The sequence below is a fragment of the Pseudomonas sp. P4_C8 genome, from assembly GCF_056401975.1.
In genome coordinates this window covers 1-18996 of the sequence record NZ_JBFUIH010000008.1, presented here as the reverse complement: position 1 = coordinate 18996, position 18996 = coordinate 1, and the positions used below count along the sequence as shown (strand labels likewise).

The window sequence follows — 18996 nt, the reverse complement described above, 5'->3', positions numbered from 1 at the left end:
CAGGCTCGCTCCCACAGTGGATCTCCAGTGATCACAGCATTTGTGTACGACAGGAAATCCTGTGGGAGCGAGCCTGCTCGCGAAAGCAGTTTATCAGTCACTGAAAATCAAGGGCTGTAATACCCGACAGCCACCAGAAAATGCCCGACCTTTTTCAGGTAGACATGCTTATCCTCAACCTTACAGGTGTTGATCGGCCAGGCTATTGCCCCCGGGCGCGCAGCTGCTGCTGCAGATTCTGGATCTGCGCCTGCAGGGTGTTGATGTTGCGGGTGACCTGGCCGCGGAACGCGTCGAACTCGGCGGTATTGGTGGCGCCTTGCGAAGCGGCCGGGCGGTTGTCCTGCTCGCTTTTGAGCACAATCATCTCTTGCTCCAGACGCTCGATAGCGGCGCTTGGATTGCCTTGTTTTTTCAGCGCGACAATGTCGGCCCCGAGGCTTTTGAGCTGAGCGTCGAATTTGCTGCTGTCGTCCGGTGCGCTTTTCAGGGCGGTCAACTCAGCGCTCAAGGCTTTGACCTGAACCTGCAATTGCGTATTGGCCGTCTGGTGCTCGGTGTCCTGGGCGGTGAGTTGCGCCAGACGCTTATCCAGATCGCTGGTTTGTGCCGTCATCTGTGCCAGACGCTTGTCCAGATCGGAGGCCTGACCGACAACGCCTTGCTGCTGTTTGCCTTGATCCAGCAGTTTGGTCTCCAGGTCCTTGATTTGCAGTTTCAACGCTTCGCTGTCACTAGTGACGTTGGTCTGGCTGGCGACGACCTTGCCGGAAATGTCCTGCAAACGCCCCGCCGCTTCTTCACTGATACGCGCGAAACTTTCCTGGGTCGCTACCAGTTGTTGTTCCATCAGCGAGATCTGCTGAAAACTCCACCAGGCAAGGCCGGCAAACGCAATAAACAACGCGCCGACCAATGCCCAGAGCGGGCCGGTGCTGGCGCTTTTGACTTGGACCGCCGGCGCCGGCCGCGAATGCACGCGGGTACGAACGGTGGGCGGAAAATCATCATCGTCGAGGCTGTCAGCACGCAGGCTAGGTACATTCTCGAAATCGTCGTTGGCATCGTTACGCATGGACATTGAGTCAACCTTTGTGGAACGCGGTGATGGCTTTATGCGGCGAGTATAACCCCCACTGCCGCACCGATTGACTCTCTACACCCAACTCGGTTCAGTGCTGGCAGGCGGGGTTGTCACGTCAGCGGATGTCCTGAGCCTTCCACCAACTGCAAAATTCATCGAGGGCGGCCCAGAGGCTGACTTTCGGATCGTAGTCCAGATAATGCCGGGCGCGGCTGATGTCCAGGGTGAAGTTTTTGTTCATGACCTGCATGCCCAGGCGCGACAAGGTCGGCTCGGGACGCCCCGGCCACAGTTTGCACACCCCTTCGTTGAGCGACGCAACGGTGTAGCCCAAACCGTAGGAACGGTGGCGCGTCACTTGTGGGACTTCCATGTTGCGCATGACGTAATTGACTACATCCCACAATGGAATCGGCGTTCCATTGCTGATGTTGTAGGCCTTGCCTAAGGCCGAGCCGCTGGCGAGCAAACTGCTGAGCAAAGCTTCGTTGAGGTTTTGCACGCTGGTGAAATCGACCTTGTTCAGGCCATTACCGATGATCGCCAAGCGTCCTTTGCGCTGCATTTTCAGCAATCGCGGAAAAATGCTCATGTCACCCGCGCCCGTGACGAAACGCGGGCGCAGTGCCAGGACTTCGAGGCCGAATTCCTGGGCGCCGAAGACCTTTTGCTCGGCCAGAAATTTGGTCGCCGCGTAGGGATGTTTGAAACGCTTGGGCACCTGTTCTTCGGTCAACCCCAAGTGATCGCGGCCATCGAAGTAGATCGACGGCGAGGACAAGTGCACCAACCGACGAACGCGCTGCTTCAGACAAGCCTCAACCACGTTTTCGGTGACCTGGACGTTGCCTTGATGAAAGTCCTGATAACGCCCCCACAGCCCCACCGCCCCCGCGCAATGGACCACGGCTTCGACGTCTGAACACAGGTCGCGCGCCAGTTCCGGGTCGCTCAAGTCGCCCTGAATAAACTCCGCGCCACGGCGCACCAGGTGTTCGACGCTTTCGGCCCGGCGACCGTTGACCCGCACGTCCAGGCCCTGCTCCAGGGCGAAACGCGCAAAACGTCCGCCGATGAAGCCGCTTGCGCCGGTGACCAGAATTTTCATGTAGTGCTCCGATGTCTTTCGTTTTGCGTATTTCGAGAGGTCTTGACGCTGTCCGTCAGTCCAACGGCACCAGCCATTGCTTCGACGAACGCACCAATTGATCGGTCAACAACCCCAGAAGTTGACCGCCATTGCGCCAATGATGCCAGTACAGCGGCACGTCGATGGGCTTATCTGGCAAAAGCTCCCTCAATACACCGCGTTCCAGTTGCTCGCGCACCTGTAATTCCGGGACCAGCCCCCAACCGAGACCGGCCTCGGTCAAGCGAATGAAGCCTTCAGACGAGGGGCATAAATGGTGTTCGAAACCGCCATCCACACCCAGCGAAGCAAGGTAGCGATGCTGTAGGAAATCATCCGGGCCAAAGACCAGCGCCGGGGTTTTCGCCAATCGGTCGGCGCGAACGCCTTCCGGAAAATGGCGCGCGATGAACGCCGGGCTGGCCAACGCCCGATAACGCATGGCCCCCAGCAGAACGCTGCGGGCACCGGCCACCGGGCGCTCACTGGCGCAGACACACGCCGCCACTTCGCCGGCACGCATGCGTTTGAGGCCGACGGTCTGGTCTTCGACCACCAGATCCAGCAGCAGGTGTTGTTCGGCACAAAAGTCGCCCACCGCTTGCGCCCACCACGTGGCCAGGCTGTCGGCATTCAATGCGATGCGCAGGCGCTCCGGCAGGCCTTCTTCATCCAGCGCCGGCACCAGGGACTGTAAGTCGCGCTCCAACAAACGCACCTGCTGCACATGGTTAAGCAGGCGCCGACCGATTTCCGTCGGGGTGGGCGGTGTGACCCGAACCAATACTGGTTGGCCGACCCGCGCCTCCAGCAGCTTAATCCGCTGGGAGATCGCCGATTGCGACAAGCCGAGCACCTGCGCGGCCCGTTCGAAACCGGCCTGCTCGACCACGGCGGCCAGGGCAGAGAGTAATTTATAGTCGAACATCAGTTTTCCTAATGAGCGATCAGCATGATTGGTTTTTCTTATACAGGTTAGCAGCAGAGAATGCCCATCAAGATCTCTTGAACAAGGAACACCGACATGGCTGGCGAAACATCATTGGCAACCCTGCTGCGCTGCATGAGCCCGCAACTCAACGCCGGCGAATACGTGTTCTGCACCCTGCGCGACGGCAAGCTGCCGGCGGGCCTCGAGATCGTCGGCAGCTTTCGCGAGCAGGAAGGTCTGACCGTCATTCTGGAACGTACCCACGCCGAACAAGCCGGTTTCAGCTTCGACTACGTCGCGGCCTGGATCACCTTGAATGTTCACTCGGCGCTGGAAGCCGTCGGTCTGACCGCCGCCTTCGCCACCGCGTTAGGCAAGGCCGGCATCAGCTGCAATGTGATCGCCGGTTACTACCACGATCACCTGTTTGTCGGTCAGGCCGACGCCGAACGTGCAGTGCAAGTGCTGCGCGACCTTGCAGCCAACGCGGAGTAAACCTTATGTGGCAAAGCTATGTGAACGGCCTGCTAGTGGCCGCCGGGCTGATCATGGCGATCGGCACGCAGAATGCGTTTGTGCTGGCGCAAAGTCTTCGGCGTGAACATCACCTGCCGGTGGCGGCATTGTGCGTGACGTGCGATGCACTGTTGGTCGCCGCGGGCGTGTTCGGTCTGGCGACCGTGCTCGCGCAAAACCCGACATTGCTGGCGGTTGCCCGCTGGGGCGGCGCGGTGTTTCTGATTTGGTATGGCAGCCAGGCATTGCGCCGCGCCTGCTCGAAACAGAGCCTGCAACAGGGAGAAAACCAAACCGTTCGCTCACTGCGCGCCGTCATGCTCAGTGCGTTGGCGGTGACACTGCTTAACCCGCACGTTTATCTGGACACGGTTTTGCTGATCGGCTCCCTCGGTGCGCAACAAACCGAACCTGGTGCTTATGTCGTGGGCGCGGCGAGTGCGTCGTTGCTGTGGTTCTTCACCTTGGCGTTGGGCGCGGCGTGGCTGGCACCCTGGCTCGCGCGGCCGAGCACCTGGCGGATTCTCGATCTGCTGGTCGCGGTGATGATGTTTGCAGTGGCCTTTCAATTAATCGTTGCCCCCTGATTATTCCAAAAGGCTAAGGGGATGCCCTCACTAAATGACGGTCGCGCCATTTAGTGAGGGCATCCCCTTGAACCTCTATTCCACACAGTTGTTGCGTGGTTATGCGGCAACCCCGGTGCTATGATCCGATTCCCTGCGCCGCAAAGAGTACAAACTCCCCGGCGCTTGTCTGGCCGCCCGTGATCGGCCTTGCGCTCACCGCAACTGACCTGATTAGGAGAATCATCATGGCTTTCGAATTGCCGCCGCTGCCTTACGCACACGACGCCCTGCAGCCGCACATTTCCAAGGAAACTCTGGAATACCACCACGACAAGCACCACAACACCTACGTCGTGAACCTGAACAACCTGGTGCCAGGCACCGAGTTCGAAGGCAAGACTCTGGAAGAAATCGTTAAATCTTCCTCCGGCGGTATCTTCAACAACGCCGCTCAGGTCTGGAACCACACCTTCTACTGGAACTGCCTGGCGCCAAACGCCGGCGGTCAACCAACCGGCGCGCTGGCTGATGCCATCAACGCTGCGTTCGGTTCGTTCGACAAGTTCAAGGAAGAATTCAGCAAGACATCCATCGGTACCTTCGGTTCCGGTTGGGGCTGGCTGGTGAAAAAGGCTGACGGTTCCCTGGCCCTGGCCAGCACCATCGGCGCCGGCAACCCGCTGACCAACGGCGACACCCCGCTGCTGACCTGCGACGTCTGGGAACACGCCTACTACATCGACTACCGCAACCTTCGTCCGAAATACGTCGAAGCGTTCTGGAACCTGGTCAACTGGAAATTCGTGGCTGAGCAGTTCGAAGGCAAAACCTTCACCGCTTAAGCTCGACGCCAGTCAAAAAACCCGGCTTTTATGCCGGGTTTTTTTATGGGTTTGGGAAATGTTCGAGATTACTGTGCGACTTCTAAAATTGAGTCGACTGCCCCGCCGCCTTCGCGAGCAGGCTCGCTCCTACAGTTGATTTGTGTCGTATATCGAATTCGTGAACGACATTGCATCCTGTGGGAGTGAGCCGGCTCCGGGCGGCGTTCCGACGATGAACGATAACGCGGTCTTGGATCAGCCCTGCGGATCGACGTTATCCAAGGCTCGATTCACCGCCAACTCAGCCAGCATGATGATCTGCTGAATCGCCAACACCGTATTACGCTGCGGGCCGATCAGGTTTGCGGCGAAATCGCTGGTCATGACACTGGCGGAGGCCAATGACTCGCAGGCTTGGGCCAGGAGACTTTCGGTGTCCATGTTGGGAGCGATCATGTACATCGTGCTGGGGCGGCGGGGTTTTTCGGTGTATTGCGACGGGGGATCGAGGTAGTAGTCGAGGGCGCGTTTTATGGCTTCGCGGTCTCGCAGGAGCGCTTCGGACCGGGTGTCTTCGGCGTCAGGGGTTGTGGTGTTGAAGGGTGGATCGGGAATCAATTTGTCCATTGAAAATTTCTCCAGCGTTGGAGCCTCCACTTGCCGCTTCTCACACGGCGAAGAGGTGGCAGCTATGTGCGAGGTGAGAAGACCGGTTATGGACACCCGGCCGGACCGAAGTCCGCCCGCACACAGCCGCCATAACGCATTTACCGGCAGCAAGTAAGCTGGCGGCGATTATGCGTGTACAGACACTGGATGACCATAAGTTGCCGGGCTCTCACACCCGGTCGCTGAGGTTTCAGCGACAGCCAGAGGTTAGAGACACTGCTTCCTACCCGGCAACCTGAAAAATGCGTGGGAAAGCTCTGTGTTTCTTACACATCTTTCAACACTCAAAAATGGAACGCGGAGCGTCCCTGGCGGCATTCCTACGGAGGAGCATGGGAACGATCAGTCGGGGGGCGGCAGAATGAGGTTGGTCGGCTGTCAGGCCGCCTTCGCTGGCAAGCCAGCTCCTACAGGGGGATGGTGTACATCTGCTGGAGATTGGTCGGCTGTCAGGCCGCCTTCCAGGCAAGGCAGTTCCCACAATAGATCGGCGTACAGCCCTTGCTCCTCACCACTCATCAGGCCGAGCGTTAGCTCGCCTTCAGCTTTTGATCTTGATCTGCCCGCCCCTTCGGGAGGCTGAGTGGAGGTGTGCATCCGGGGAGTGGCGCGCAGCGCCGTTCGACGCAGTCGAACACGCTGCATGTAGGTCGAAGCGAAGCCGACCGGAGGGCAGTGTCCCCGGATGGATACCGGAGCGAAGGAACGCCGAGCCCAGGCGAGGGGCCGGACGCTCGGGGCGAGCCTTTTTGGTTCCTTTTGTGGCGTTTGACAAAAGGGACTCGCTGTAAGAGCGAAACCATTAGCGGCCGTTACCGCAGGAATGGATATGTACACCATTCAAAATCATGGTCGGCTTTCAGGCCGCCTTCGCTGGCAAGCCAGCTCCTACAGTTAGAACGCGTACATCAGTAAAAAACGGGGCAATTTCCGACGATGAAACCAGCCTTAACCCCCTTGCCGCACCGCCATAGCCGACTACCATCAACCGAGAAGGAAAAATTATCCCAATCCCCTCAAGTGAAGGACCCAACTACCGACACAGTACTAATAGGACAAATACCCCAGACAACAGCATATCGGCCAAGCCCACAGGCAAAACCCCCTGTAATGGATTGTCCCTTTGACTGCCATCACGGGATTGCCAATACTCATGGCAACTTGATGCTACCCGCACGGAACAAGGAATAACCCTTTGAAGCTGGAACTCAAGAACAGCTTGTCGGTGAAGTTGCTCCGGGTCGTCCTCCTGTCGGCATTGATCGTCGGCGTGGTCTTGAGCTGTGCGCAAATCGTTTTCGACGCCTATAAGACGCGCCAGGCCGTAGCCAACGATGCCGAACGTATCCTCGACATGTTCCGCGACCCCTCGACCCAGGCCGTCTATAGCCTCGACCGGGAAATGGGCATGCAAGTGATCGAAGGCCTGTTCCAGGACGACGCCGTGCGCCAAGCCTCCATCGGCCATCCCAACGAAGCCATGCTCGCGCAAAAAACCCGCGAATTGCAGCATTCAGACAGCCGCTGGCTGACCGACCTGATCCTTGGCAAGGAACGCACCTTCACCACCCAACTGGTCGGTCGCGGCCCTTACAGTGAATATTACGGCGACCTGAGCATCACCCTCGACACCGCCACCTACGGGCAAGGGTTCATCGTCAGCTCGGTCATCATCTTCATCTCCGGCGTATTACGCGCCATGGCCATGAGCCTGGTGCTGTACCTGGTGTATCACTGGCTGCTGACCAAACCGTTGTCGCGGATTATCCAGCACCTGACCGAAATCAATCCTGATCGCCCCAGCGAACACAAAATTCCGCAGCTCAAGGGTCACGAAAAGAACGAACTGGGGATCTGGATCAACACCGCCAACCAGTTGCTCGAATCCATCGAACGCAACACCCACCTGCGCCACGAAGCGGAAAACAGCCTGTTGCGCATGGCCCAGTACGACTTCCTTACCGGCTTGCCGAACCGCCAGCAATTGCAGCAACAACTGGACAAGATCCTGATCGATGCTGGCAAATTGCAACGGAGGGTCGCGGTATTGGTGGTCGGTCTGGACGACTTCAAAGGCATCAACGAACAATTCAGCTACCAGGCCGGCGACCAACTTCTGCTGGCCTTGGCCGATCGCTTGCGGGCTCACAGTGGCCGCCTCGGCGCCCTCGCCCGTCTGGGTGGTGACCAGTTCGCCCTGGTCCAGGCCGATATCGAACAACCTTACGAAGCGGCCGAACTGGCGCAAAGCATTCTCGATGATCTGGAAGCGGTGTTTGCCCTCGATCATCAGGAAATCCGACTGCGTGCGACCATCGGCATCACCTTGTTCCCCGAGGACGGTGACAGCACCGAAAAGCTGCTGCAAAAAGCCGAGCAGACCATGACCTTGGCCAAAACCCGCTCGCGCAACCGTTATCAGTTCTACATCGCCAGCGTCGACACCGAGATGCGCCGTCGTCGCGAACTGGAGAAGGACCTGCGCGATGCGCTGGCCCGCGATCAGTTCTACCTCGTTTACCAACCCCAAATCAGCTACCGCGATCACCGGGTGGTGGGCGTCGAAGCGTTGATTCGCTGGCAGCATCCCGAACATGGCATGGTGCCTCCCGATCTGTTCATTCCGCTGGCCGAGCAGAACGGCACCATCATTGCCATCGGCGAATGGGTGCTGGATCAGGCCTGCAAGCAATTGCGCGACTGGCACGATCAGGGCTTCCCCGACCTGCGCATGGCGGTGAACCTGTCCACCGTACAGCTGCACCATGCCGAGCTGCCGCGAGTGGTGAATAACCTGCTGCAAATGTACCGCTTGCCACCGCGCAGCCTGGAACTGGAAGTGACCGAAACCGGCCTGATGGAAGACATCAGCACAGCCGCCCAGCACCTGCTGAGCCTGCGTCGCTCCGGCGCGTTGATCGCCATCGATGACTTCGGCACCGGCTATTCGTCACTGAGCTATCTGAAAAGCCTGCCGCTGGACAAGATCAAGATCGACAAGAGCTTCGTACAAGACCTGCTCGATGACGACGACGACGCAACCATCGTTCGAGCGATCATCCAACTGGGCAAGAGCCTGGGCATGCAAGTGATTGCCGAAGGCGTGGAGACCGCCGAGCAAGAGGCCTACATCATCTCCGAAGGCTGCCACGAAGGTCAGGGCTACCTCTATAGCAAACCGTTGCCGGCACGGGAATTGAGTGCCTACCTGAAACAGGCCCAGCGCAATAACGCGGCTATTTTGTAGGTCTCCGGACATCGCAGCCTCGTTTCACTCGACAGCTGCTACAGGACCGCGTGTGTCTGTAGCAGCTGTCGAGTGAAACGAGGCTGCGATCTTTTGATTCACGACACAACGTCCGCGTGAATAAGAAATATTTCCACCTGCACTCTTTACACATAATGCGAAAGATTTGCATTATGTCGCAGTTTTGCGCGCGTGAAGCGCCAGTCCACCCCTCTTGAAGCAGGATGTTCGCCATGATTCGTATGCCTCTGGCTACCGCCAGTCTGTTGGCCATCGCTATTTCCCTCGCCGGTTGCGGCGAAGGCAAAGACAAGACCGCCGCCGCGCCAGCACCTGCTCCGGCCGCCAGCACTGCCGCTGCTGCACCAGCACCTGCTGTCGCCCCTGCCGCTGTCAGTAAAGTCGATGAAGCCGCCGCCAAAGCTGTTGTCGAGAATTACGACAACATCGTCTTCGCCGTTTACAGCGATGCCGAATCCACCGCGAAGACCCTGCAAACCGCCGTCGACGCCTTCCTCGCCAAGCCGAACGCCGACACCCTGAAAGCCGCCAAGTCTGCCTGGATTGCTGCCCGCGTTCCTTACCTGCAGAGCGAAGTGTTCCGCTTCGGCAACACCATCATCGACGATTGGGAAGGTCAGGTTAACGCCTGGCCACTGGACGAAGGCCTGATCGACTACGTCGACAAATCCTACGAACACGCACTGGGTAACCCGGGCGCCACCGCCAACATCATCGCCAACACCCAGGTTCAGGTAGGCGAAGACAAGATCGACGTGAAAGACATCACCCCGGCAAAACTCGCCAGCCTGAACGAGCTGGGCGGTTCCGAGGCCAACGTCGCCACCGGCTACCACGCCATCGAATTCCTGCTGTGGGGCCAGGACCTGAACGGCACCGGCCCTGGCGCCGGCAACCGTCCAGCCTCCGACTACCTGGAAGGCAAAGGCGCAACCGGCGGTCACAACGATCGTCGCCGCGCTTACCTGAAGGCCGTGACCCAACTGCTGGTCAACGACCTGGAAGAAATGGTCGGTAACTGGAAGCCAAACGTGGCCGACAACTACCGCGCCACCCTGGAAGCCGAACCGGTTGATTCGGGCCTGCGCAAAATGCTGTTCGGCATGGGCAGCCTGTCCCTGGGCGAACTGGCGGGCGAGCGCATGAAGGTTTCCCTGGAAGCCAATTCCCCGGAAGACGAACACGACTGCTTCAGCGACAACACCCATAACTCGCAGTTCTACGATGCCAAAGGCATTCGTAACGTGTACCTGGGTGAGTACACCCGCGTCGACGGCACCAAAATGACCGGTGCCAGCCTGTCGTCCCTGGTGGCCAAGGCCGACCCGGCTGCCGACACCGCGCTGAAAGCCGACCTGGCTGCAACCGAAGCCAAGATGCAGGTCATCGTCGATCACGCCAACAAGGGTGAGCACTACGACCAGCTGATCGCTGCCGGCAACACCGCTGGCAACCAGATCGTCCGTGACGCGATCGCTTCCCCGACTGACACACCGCCATCGCGAGCAGGCTCACTCCTACAGGGGATGGTGTTTACCAAATAATCCTTGCGTCACATCAAGTAAACGATAATTCCTCTTATTCAAACTCCCCTGCCCTGTTAGACTTTGCGCCCTTGTTTTGCTCGTCTTGCAGGATGTCTGATGCCCCCGCTGCCTCTTCGCTTGTCCGCACTGTTGCTGGCCCTGTGCCTGAGTGCATGCGATGACTCCCCGCGTTTTACCAAGGCCGAACCCGGTGAAGCCCGGTCCGGTGGCAGCGCGACTGTGCGCAAGACTGATCAGAACTCGTTTTCCCTGCCCTCCGCCAACCTGCCGCCGTCACGGCGCGTGGACTTCAGCGTCGGCAACAGTTTCTTCCGCAACCCCTGGGTGATCGCCCCGTCGACCACCACCGCCCGCGACGGCCTCGGCCCGCTGTTCAACACCAACGCCTGTCAGGGCTGCCACATCAAGGACGGTCGTGGCCATCCGCCGACACCTGACGCAGCGAATGCCGTGTCGATGCTGGTGCGCCTGTCGATCCCCGATGCACCGGCCTATGCCAACGTCATCGAGCAGCTCGGCGTGGTGCCTGAGCCTGTCTACGGCGGCCAATTCCAGGACATGGCCGTACCCGGCGTAACCCCGGAAGGCAAAGTGCGCGTCGATTACACGCCCGTTCCAGTGCGATTCAAGGACGGTACTGAAGTCGAACTGCGCAAGCCGAGCCTGAACATCACCCAACTGGGCTACGGCCCGATGCACCCCGATACCCGTTTTTCGGCGCGCGTCGCCCCGCCAATGATTGGCCTGGGTTTACTCGAAGCCATACCTGACGAGGCGATCCTGGCTAATGCCGAGGCGCAGGCGAAGGATAAAAACGGCATCGCCGGACGCCCGAACCGGGTCTGGGATGACGTGCAGCAGAAGACCGTCCTCGGACGATTTGGCTGGAAAGCCGGGCAACCGAACCTCAATCAACAGAATGTACATGCGTTTTCCGGCGACATGGGCCTGACCACCAGCCTGAAGCCCGTCGACGATTGCACAGACGCGCAAACTGCCTGCAAACAGGCGCCGAATGGCACCGGCCCCGACGGTGAACCAGAAGTCAGCGACAACATCCTGCGTCTGGTGTTGTTCTACAGCCGTAACCTTGCCGTACCGGCCCGCCGCGATGTCAGTACGCCGCAAGTGCTGGCCGGCAAGACTCTGTTTTTCCAGGCGGGATGTCAGTCCTGCCACACGCCGAAATACACCACCGCCGCCAACGCCGCCGAACCTGAACTGGCCAATCAAGTGATTCGCCCGTACAGCGATCTGCTGCTGCATGACATGGGCGACGGCTTGGCCGACAACCGCACGGAATTCCAGGCCAGTGGCCGCGACTGGCGCACCCCGCCGTTGTGGGGCATCGGCCTGACGCAAGCGGTCAGTGGCCACACCCAGTTTTTGCATGATGGCCGCGCGCGCAATCTGCTCGAAGCCGTGCTCTGGCATGGCGGCGAAGCTCAGGCTGCGCAGCAACAGGTTTTGTCTTTCAATGCCGAGCAGCGCGCTGCGTTGCTGGCGTTTTTGAACTCACTTTAAACACTTATAAAGAATCGGGAGCCCGACATGTTCCGTCCCAAATTGTTGTTCACCAGCCTTGCAGCACTCGCACTGGGCGCCTGTTCACCGCAGGACCCGCAAGCCGTGACGTCGGCCGCCATCGCCAAATCGGTGATCTTGCCGACCTACACCCGCTGGGTTGAAGCCGACCGCCAATTGGCTGTCAGCGCCCTCGCCTACTGCGAAGGCAAGGAAAACCTCGACACCGCCCGCGCCGACTTCCTGCACGCGCAGAAAGCCTGGGCCGAGCTGCAACCACTGCTGATCGGGCCGCTGGCCGAGGGCAACCGTTCGTGGCAGGTGCAGTTCTGGCCGGACAAGAAAAACCTGGTCGGCCGTCAGGTCGAGCAACTGGTGACTGCGCAGCCGCAGATCGATGCCACCGCCCTGGCCAAGTCCAGCGTTGTGGTTCAGGGCCTCTCGGCCTATGAATACATCCTGTTCGACAGCAAGCCGGACGTGGCCAATGACGCACAAAAAGCCAAATACTGCCCACTGCTGAAGGCGATTGGCGAGCGTCAGAAACAACTGGCCGAAGAGATTCTGCAGAGCTGGAACAACACCGACGGCATGCTCGCGCAAATGAGCAAGTTCCCGAACCAGCGCTACGCCGACTCCCACGAAGCCATCGCCGATCTGCTGCGCGTGCAGGTCACCGCCCTCGACAGCCTGAAGAAAAAACTCGGCACGCCGATGGGCCGTCAGACAAAGGGTGTGCCGCAACCGTTCCAGGCCGATGCATGGCGCAGCCAGTCGTCCCTGACCGGCCTGGAAGCCAGCCTCGCCGCCGCCAAAACCGTGTGGGAAGGCGTCGACAACAAAGGCCTGCGCGGTCTGTTGCCGAGCGAGCAGAAACCGTTAGCCGACAAGATCGATACCGCTTATGCCGCGTCGCTGAAACTGTTCGCCAGCAATCAGCGTTCGCTCACCGAAATGCTCAACGACGATGCCGGTCGCCAGCAACTGAACGATCTCTACGACAGCCTCAACGCTGTTCACCGCTTGCACGAAGGCGAACTGGCCAAGGCGCTGGGCATTCAACTGGGCTTCAACGCCAACGACGGTGACTGATGAGGACGAGTGCCATGCTGCGACGTCAGGCTCTGACTTTAGGTAGCTTGCTGCTGGGAGCAGTGACACTGGGCGGCTGGACGCTGTTCAAGCAAAAGGACAAAAGCCCGTTGCTGCTGTCGGCGCGGGACGATACCGACGGCAAGCATTACGCCGCCGGCTATCGGCTGGACGGCACCCGGGTGTTCGCCACCCAGGTCGGTCAGCGCTGCCACGACATCATCAACCACCCGACGCTGTCGATTGCGTTGTTCGTAGCCCGTCGTCCGGGTACCGAAAGTTACTTGATCGACCTGCGTGATGGCACGTTGCTGCAAACCGTGACCTCGCAGCCGAACCGGCATTTCTACGGTCACGCTGTGATTCACAAAAGCGGCGACTGGTTGTACGCCACCGAGAATGACACGTCCGATCCGGGTCGCGGCCTGCTGGGTGTGTATAAGTTCGAGGGTGAGCGACTGGTACACAGCGGCGAGATTTCCACCCATGGCCTCGGCCCGCATCAGGTGTCGTGGATGCCCGATGGTGAAACCCTGGTCGTGGCCAACGGCGGCATTCGCACTGAGGCCGAAAGCCGGGTCGACATGAACCTCAACGCCATGGAGCCAAGCCTGGTGCTGATGCAGCGCGACGGCACGTTGCTGAGCAAGGAAACACTCGCCCAGCAGATGAACAGCGTGCGGCATCTGGGGATCGCCAGCGACGGCACCATCGTTGCCGGTCAGCAATTCATGGGGCCGTCCCACGAGTCATCAGAACTGCTGGCAATCAAGCGTCCCGGCCAGCCGTTCGTGGCCTTTCCGGTGCCCGAGCATCAGTTGCAGGCGATGGGGCATTACACCGCCAGTGTTGCAGTGCACAGCGATCTGCGCCTGGTGGCGTTGACCGCGCCCCGGGGTAACCGCTTTTTCATCTGGGACCTGGACAGCGGCGAAGTGCGCCTGGATGCGCCGCTTCCCGATTGCGCCGGGGTCGGCGCCGTGGCCGATGGTTTTGTCGTGACCTCGGGACAGGGCCGCTGCCGCTACTACGATTGCCGCCAGACCAACCTTGTTGCAACCCCCCTTGAGCTGCCGGCGGGGCTTTGGGACAACCACCTGCATCTCATCTAACCTCACCCTACCTTGTAGGAGTCGAGCTTGCTCCGGGCGGCGTTCCGACGATAGCGGTGTATCAGTCGGTATATCCGTCGGCTGACACACCGTCTTCGCGAGCAAGCTCAGCTCCTACGGGTTTTGCGCGCCATGTGAAATGTGCCAGTTGGAATCACCCGCGCACTCGGGGTAATGTGCCTCTCTGTCTCACCTGATTTCTCCAAGGAACTGGACATATGCTGCGTCGCCGCATGCTGATCATGTTGGGTGTTGTTCTGCTGATCGTGCTGGTCCTGGCCGGTTATAAAGCCTTCTCCATCTACACGATGATTCAAGGCCACTCTGCGCCAAGACCACCGATCAGTGTCGCGGTGGCCACAGCTACCGAACGTCCGTGGCAAACCCGCCTGCCTACCGTCGGCACGCTCAAGGCATTGCAAGGAGTGGATCTGAGCCTGGAGACCGACGGCACCGTTACGGATGTGCAGTTCCAGTCAGGGCAGACGGTCAAGGCCGGACAGCCTGTGGTCAAACTCGACAGCGCCGTGGAAAGCGCCTTGCTGGAAACCGCTCTGGCTGACCTCGGACTGGCCCAGCTGGATTACACCCGTGGCAGCCAACTGGTGGGCAGCCAAGCCATTTCCAAAGGCGAGTTCGACCGACTCTCGGCCGTACTGAAAAGATCCAAGGCTTCGGTCAATCAGCTCAGGGCTGCGCTTGGCAAGAAAAGCATCCTGGCGCCGTTCAGCGGGACCATCGGCATTCGCCAGGTCGACGTCGGCGACTATGTGGCCAGCGGCACCATGATCGCCACCCTGCAAGACATCAGTAGCCTGTATGTCGACTTTTTCGTACCTGAACAGTCGGTGCCGAAAATCGCGATTGGCCAGCCGGTTGAAATCATTGCCGCTGCCTATCCGTCCCAAACCTTCCCCGGCACCATCAGCGCAATCAACCCGAAACTCGAGAGCAGTACGCGCAACATGCAGGTCCGCGCCACCCTGGCCAACCCCGACGGCAAACTGTTGCCCGGCATGTTCGCCAGCCTGCAAGTGATGTTGCCCAACCCGCAGCCGCGCGTCGTCGTGCCGGAAAGCACGATTACCTACACCCTCTACGGCAATTCGCTTTACGTGGTCGCGCAGAAAAAAGCCGAAGACGGTAGCGTCGAAAAGAACGACAAGGGCGAGCCGATCCTGGTCGCCGAACGGCGTTTCATTGAAACCGGTGAGCGTCGTGAGGGCATGGTGATCATTACCAAAGGTGTGCAGGACGGCGAAAAAGTGGTCACAGCCGGCCAGATCAAACTGGACAACGGTGCGCGTATCACTATCAGCGACGACAAGACCCTAGCCGAGAAGAACAGTCAGCCGCGCGCGGACTGATCAAGGAATCCCCATGGCTTTTACCGACCCGTTTATCCGCCGCCCGGTCCTCGCGACCGTGGTCAGCCTGTTGATAGTGCTGCTGGGCTTTCAGGCCTGGGGCAAACTGCCGCTGCGCCAGTACCCGGTCATGGAAAACGCCCTGATCACGGTGACGACCGCGTACCCCGGGGCCAACGCCGAAACCATTCAGGGTTACATCACCCAACCAATGCAACAGAGTCTGGCCAGCGCCGAGGGTATCGACTACATGACCTCGGTCAGTCGCCAGAACTTTTCGGTGATCTCGATCTACGCGCGTATTGGCGCCAACACTGACCGTTTGTTCACCGAACTGCTGGCCAAAGCCAACGAGGTGAAGAACCAACTGCCCCAAGACGCCGAAGACCCGGTACTGAGCAAGGAATCGGCAGACGCTTCGGCGCTGATGTACATCAGTTACTTCAGCAAGGAGTTGAGCAACCCACAGATCACCGATTACCTGTCGCGGGTCATTCAGCCAAAACTGGCGACCTTGCCGGGCATGGCCGAAGCCGAGATTCTCGGCAATCAGGTGTTTGCCATGCGCCTGTGGCTGGACCCGGTGAAGCTCGCCGGTTTCGGCTTGAGCGCCAGCGACGTGACCAACGCGGTTCGTCAATACAACTTCCTTTCCGCCGCCGGCGAGGTGAAAGGCGAATACGTGGTGACCAGCATCAACGCCAACACCGAGCTCAAATCCGCCGAGGCCTTTGCGGCGATTCCACTGAAGATCGATGGCGACAGTCGGGTGCTGTTGCGTGATGTGGCGCGGGTTGAAATGGGCGCGGAAAACTACGACACCATCAGCTCCTTCGGCGGCACGCCCTCGGTGTACATCGGCATCAAGGCCACGCCCGGCGCCAACCCGCTGGACGTGATCAAGGAAGTGCGCAAGATCATGCCGGAGCTGGACGCCCAGTTGCCGCCCAACCTCAAAGGTGAAATTGCCTACGACGCCACGCTGTTCATCCAGGCCTCGATCGACGAAGTGGTGAAAACCCTGTTCGAGGCTGTGCTGATCGTGATTGTGGTGGTGTTCCTGTTCCTCGGCGCCTTTCGCTCGGTGCTGATCCCGGTGGTCACGATCCCGTTGTCGATGATCGGCGTGATGTTCTTCATGCAGATGATGGGGTACTCGATCAACCTGCTGACGCTACTGGCGATGGTGTTGGCCATCGGCCTGGTAGTGGACGACGCCATCGTGGTGGTGGAAAACATTCACCGGCACATCGAAGAAGGCAAGACACCGGTTGATGCGGCCATCGAAGGCGCCCGGGAAATCGCCATGCCGGTGGTGTCCATGACCATCACCCTGGCGGCGGTCTACGCGCCGATAGGCTTCCTTACGGGTCTGACGGGGGCGTTATTCAAGGAGTTTGCCCTGACGCTGGCCGGGGCGGTGGTGATCTCCGGGATCATTGCTCTGACCTTGTCACCGATGATGTGTGCGTTGCTGCTGCGTCACGATGAAAACCCCAGCGGCCTGGCTCATCGCCTGGATCTGATTTTCGAGGGCCTGAAGCGCCGTTATCAACACATGCTTCACGGCACCCTTAACACCCGGCCGGTGGTGCTGGTGTTCGCGGTCATTGTGCTGTGCCTGATTCCGGTGCTGCTCAAGTTCACCAAATCGGAACTGGCGCCGGATGAAGATCAGGGCATCATTTTCATGATAGCCAACGCACCGCAACCGACCAACCTCGATTACCTGAACACCTACACCGACGAGTTCGTCACGATCTTCAAGGCGTTTCCCGAGTACTACTCTTCGTTCCAGATCAACGGTTTCGACGGCGTGCAATCGGGGATCGGCGGCTTCTTGCTCAAGCCGTGGAACCAGCGCGATCGCACTCAAATGCAGATACGCCCCGACGTCCAGGCGAAACTGGAAAGCATCCCGGGCTTGCAGATTTTCGGTTTCAACCTGCCCTCCCTGCCCGGCACCGGCCAAGGGCTGCCGTTTCAGTTCGTCATCAATACGGCCAAGGATTACGAGTTGCTGCTGCAAGTGATGGACCGGGTGAAAAAGCGCGCAATGGAGTCCGGCAAGTTCGCCTTCGTTCACGTCGACCTGGCCTTCGACAAGCCTGAAGTGGTGGTCGATATCGACCGCGCCAAAGCCGCGCAGATGGGCGTGTCCATGCAAGACCTGGGGGGAACACTGGCGACATTGCTGGGTGAGGCGGAAATCAACCGGTTCACCATTGAGGGTCGCAGTTACAAGGTCATTGCGCAGGTTGAACGCCCGTTCCGGGATAACCCGGACTGGCTCAACAATTACTACGTGAAGAACACCAAGGGTGAACTGTTGGCCCTGTCGACCCTGATCACCGTGACCGACCGTGCGCGGCCGCGGCAGTTGAACCAGTTCCAGCAACTCAACTCGGCCATCCTTGCCGGGGTGCCGCTGGTCAGCATGGGGGAAGCCATCGATGTCGTGCGGCAGATCGCCCGGGAAGAAGCCCCGGAGGGCTTCGCCATCGACTATGCCGGCTCGTCGCGGCAATACGTTCAGGAAGGCAGCGCGCTGTGGGTAACCTTTGCCCTGGCACTGGCGATCATCTTCCTGGTACTGGCCGCGCAATTTGAAAGCTTTCGCGACCCGCTGGTGATTCTGGTGACCGTACCGCTGTCGATTTGCGGTGCGTTGATCCCGTTGTTCCTCGGCTGGTCGAGTATGAATATCTACACCCAGGTCGGGCTGGTGACGCTGATCGGGCTGATCAGCAAGCACGGGATTCTGATCGTCGAGTTTGCCAACGTGCTCCGCAAGGAAAAAGGCCTGACGGCTCGCGAAGCCGTGGAGGAAGCGGCGGCCATTCGGCTTCGCCCTGTCTTGATGACCACGGCAGCGATGGTGTTCGGCATGGTGCCCTTGATCATTGCGACGGGCGCGGGTGCGGTGAGCCGGTTTGATATCGGTACGGTGATCGCTACGGGGATGTCGATCGGGACGTTGTTTACCTTGTTCGTGTTGCCGTGCATTTACACCTTGCTGGCCAAACCCGACACCAAAGAACACGCATAACCCCTTGTAGGAGCGAGCTTGCTCGCGAAAGCGGTGGGTCAGTTGACATCATTGCTGGCAGACACACCGCCTTCGCGAGCAAGCTCGCTCCTATGTATGGACTCGCCCCCACTGTCTACCTGCTTTTCAAACACTGCTACCCGGTTGCATCTATGTATAAGGCCTATTCGAGGAAGCCATCTTTGGCTTCTGGCCAACATTGGTTGAGCTCACGGTATGCCGATTACATTCAGGCCTCGAAGGCCGGTAGGAGCGCAGGCATCAATCCGCGACGGTCTGACCTGGGGTCAATGTTTTCTAGCAGGGGCTGGAGCG

The 18996-nt window shown here is 59.5% G+C and carries 13 protein-coding genes and 1 pseudogene; 10 read left to right on the top strand and 4 right to left on the bottom strand.

Annotation, left to right across the window (positions count from 1 at the left end):
• Window positions 1–202: 202 nt before the first annotated feature.
• From AC1DWM_RS06855 to AC1DWM_RS06845, 3 genes are all read right to left on the bottom strand, one after another.
• A complete protein-coding gene (locus AC1DWM_RS06855) occupies window positions 203–1081 on the bottom strand; it encodes an ATPase (RefSeq protein WP_223520290.1) in 879 nt (292 codons plus the stop codon).
• 118 nt (window positions 1082–1199) lie between these two features.
• Window positions 1200–2192 carry an NAD-dependent epimerase/dehydratase family protein gene (locus AC1DWM_RS06850; RefSeq protein WP_223520288.1) on the bottom strand — a complete coding sequence of 331 codons (993 nt, stop codon included), beginning with the start codon at window positions 2190–2192 and terminating at the stop codon, window positions 1200–1202.
• Between the two features lie 55 nt (window positions 2193–2247).
• Window positions 2248–3141: a LysR family transcriptional regulator ArgP gene (locus tag AC1DWM_RS06845; RefSeq protein WP_223520286.1), complete on the bottom strand. Its 894-nt coding sequence runs from the start codon at window positions 3139–3141 to the stop codon at window positions 2248–2250.
• Between the two features lie 96 nt (window positions 3142–3237).
• Between AC1DWM_RS06845 and AC1DWM_RS06840 the strand changes: the two genes are divergently transcribed.
• The 3 genes from AC1DWM_RS06840 (at window position 3238) to AC1DWM_RS06830 (ending at window position 5071) form a co-directional block, all read left to right on the top strand.
• Window positions 3238–3639, top strand: coding sequence for an ACT domain-containing protein (locus AC1DWM_RS06840; protein WP_223520284.1), 402 nt, complete (start codon window positions 3238–3240; stop codon window positions 3637–3639).
• A 5-nt stretch (window positions 3640–3644) separates the two neighbouring features.
• Complete coding sequence (locus AC1DWM_RS06835; RefSeq protein ID WP_109634398.1) at window positions 3645–4247, top strand: LysE/ArgO family amino acid transporter; 603 nt, start codon at window positions 3645–3647, stop codon at window positions 4245–4247.
• A gap of 227 nt (window positions 4248–4474) precedes the next feature.
• On the top strand, window positions 4475–5071 hold the full coding sequence (locus AC1DWM_RS06830) for a superoxide dismutase (protein ID WP_095133215.1): 597 nt from the start codon (window positions 4475–4477) through the stop codon (window positions 5069–5071).
• A 237-nt stretch (window positions 5072–5308) separates the two neighbouring features.
• Here AC1DWM_RS06830 and AC1DWM_RS06825 read toward each other — a convergent pair whose 3' ends face one another.
• Window positions 5309–5680, bottom strand: a complete 372-nt coding sequence (locus tag AC1DWM_RS06825; protein ID WP_452627953.1) for a DUF6124 family protein — start codon at window positions 5678–5680, stop codon at window positions 5309–5311.
• Between the two features lie 1237 nt (window positions 5681–6917).
• Here AC1DWM_RS06825 and AC1DWM_RS06820 point away from each other — a divergent pair.
• The 7 genes and pseudogenes from AC1DWM_RS06820 (at window position 6918) to AC1DWM_RS06790 (ending at window position 18681) form a co-directional block, all read left to right on the top strand.
• Window positions 6918–8969: a putative bifunctional diguanylate cyclase/phosphodiesterase gene (locus AC1DWM_RS06820; protein ID WP_223519812.1), complete on the top strand. Its 2052-nt coding sequence runs from the start codon at window positions 6918–6920 to the stop codon at window positions 8967–8969.
• Window positions 8970–9202: 233 nt separating this feature from the next.
• Window positions 9203–10471 (top strand): annotated as a pseudogene (locus tag AC1DWM_RS06815) (imelysin family protein); the annotation flags it as partial.
• Between the two features lie 162 nt (window positions 10472–10633).
• Window positions 10634–12061: a di-heme oxidoreductase family protein gene (locus tag AC1DWM_RS06810; RefSeq protein WP_477794872.1), complete on the top strand. Its 1428-nt coding sequence runs from the start codon at window positions 10634–10636 to the stop codon at window positions 12059–12061.
• 27 nt (window positions 12062–12088) lie between these two features.
• On the top strand, window positions 12089–13153 hold the full coding sequence (locus AC1DWM_RS06805) for an imelysin family protein (protein WP_223519807.1): 1065 nt from the start codon (window positions 12089–12091) through the stop codon (window positions 13151–13153).
• A 14-nt stretch (window positions 13154–13167) separates the two neighbouring features.
• Window positions 13168–14265, top strand: a complete 1098-nt coding sequence (locus tag AC1DWM_RS06800) for a DUF1513 domain-containing protein (RefSeq protein ID WP_223519806.1) — start codon at window positions 13168–13170, stop codon at window positions 14263–14265.
• A 218-nt stretch (window positions 14266–14483) separates the two neighbouring features.
• Window positions 14484–15632 carry an efflux RND transporter periplasmic adaptor subunit gene (locus tag AC1DWM_RS06795; protein ID WP_223519804.1) on the top strand — a complete coding sequence of 383 codons (1149 nt, stop codon included), beginning with the start codon at window positions 14484–14486 and terminating at the stop codon, window positions 15630–15632.
• Window positions 15633–15645: 13 nt separating this feature from the next.
• Window positions 15646–18681 carry a multidrug efflux RND transporter permease subunit gene (locus AC1DWM_RS06790; RefSeq protein WP_477794871.1) on the top strand — a complete coding sequence of 1012 codons (3036 nt, stop codon included), beginning with the start codon at window positions 15646–15648 and terminating at the stop codon, window positions 18679–18681.
• Window positions 18682–18996: the final 315 nt, after the last annotated feature.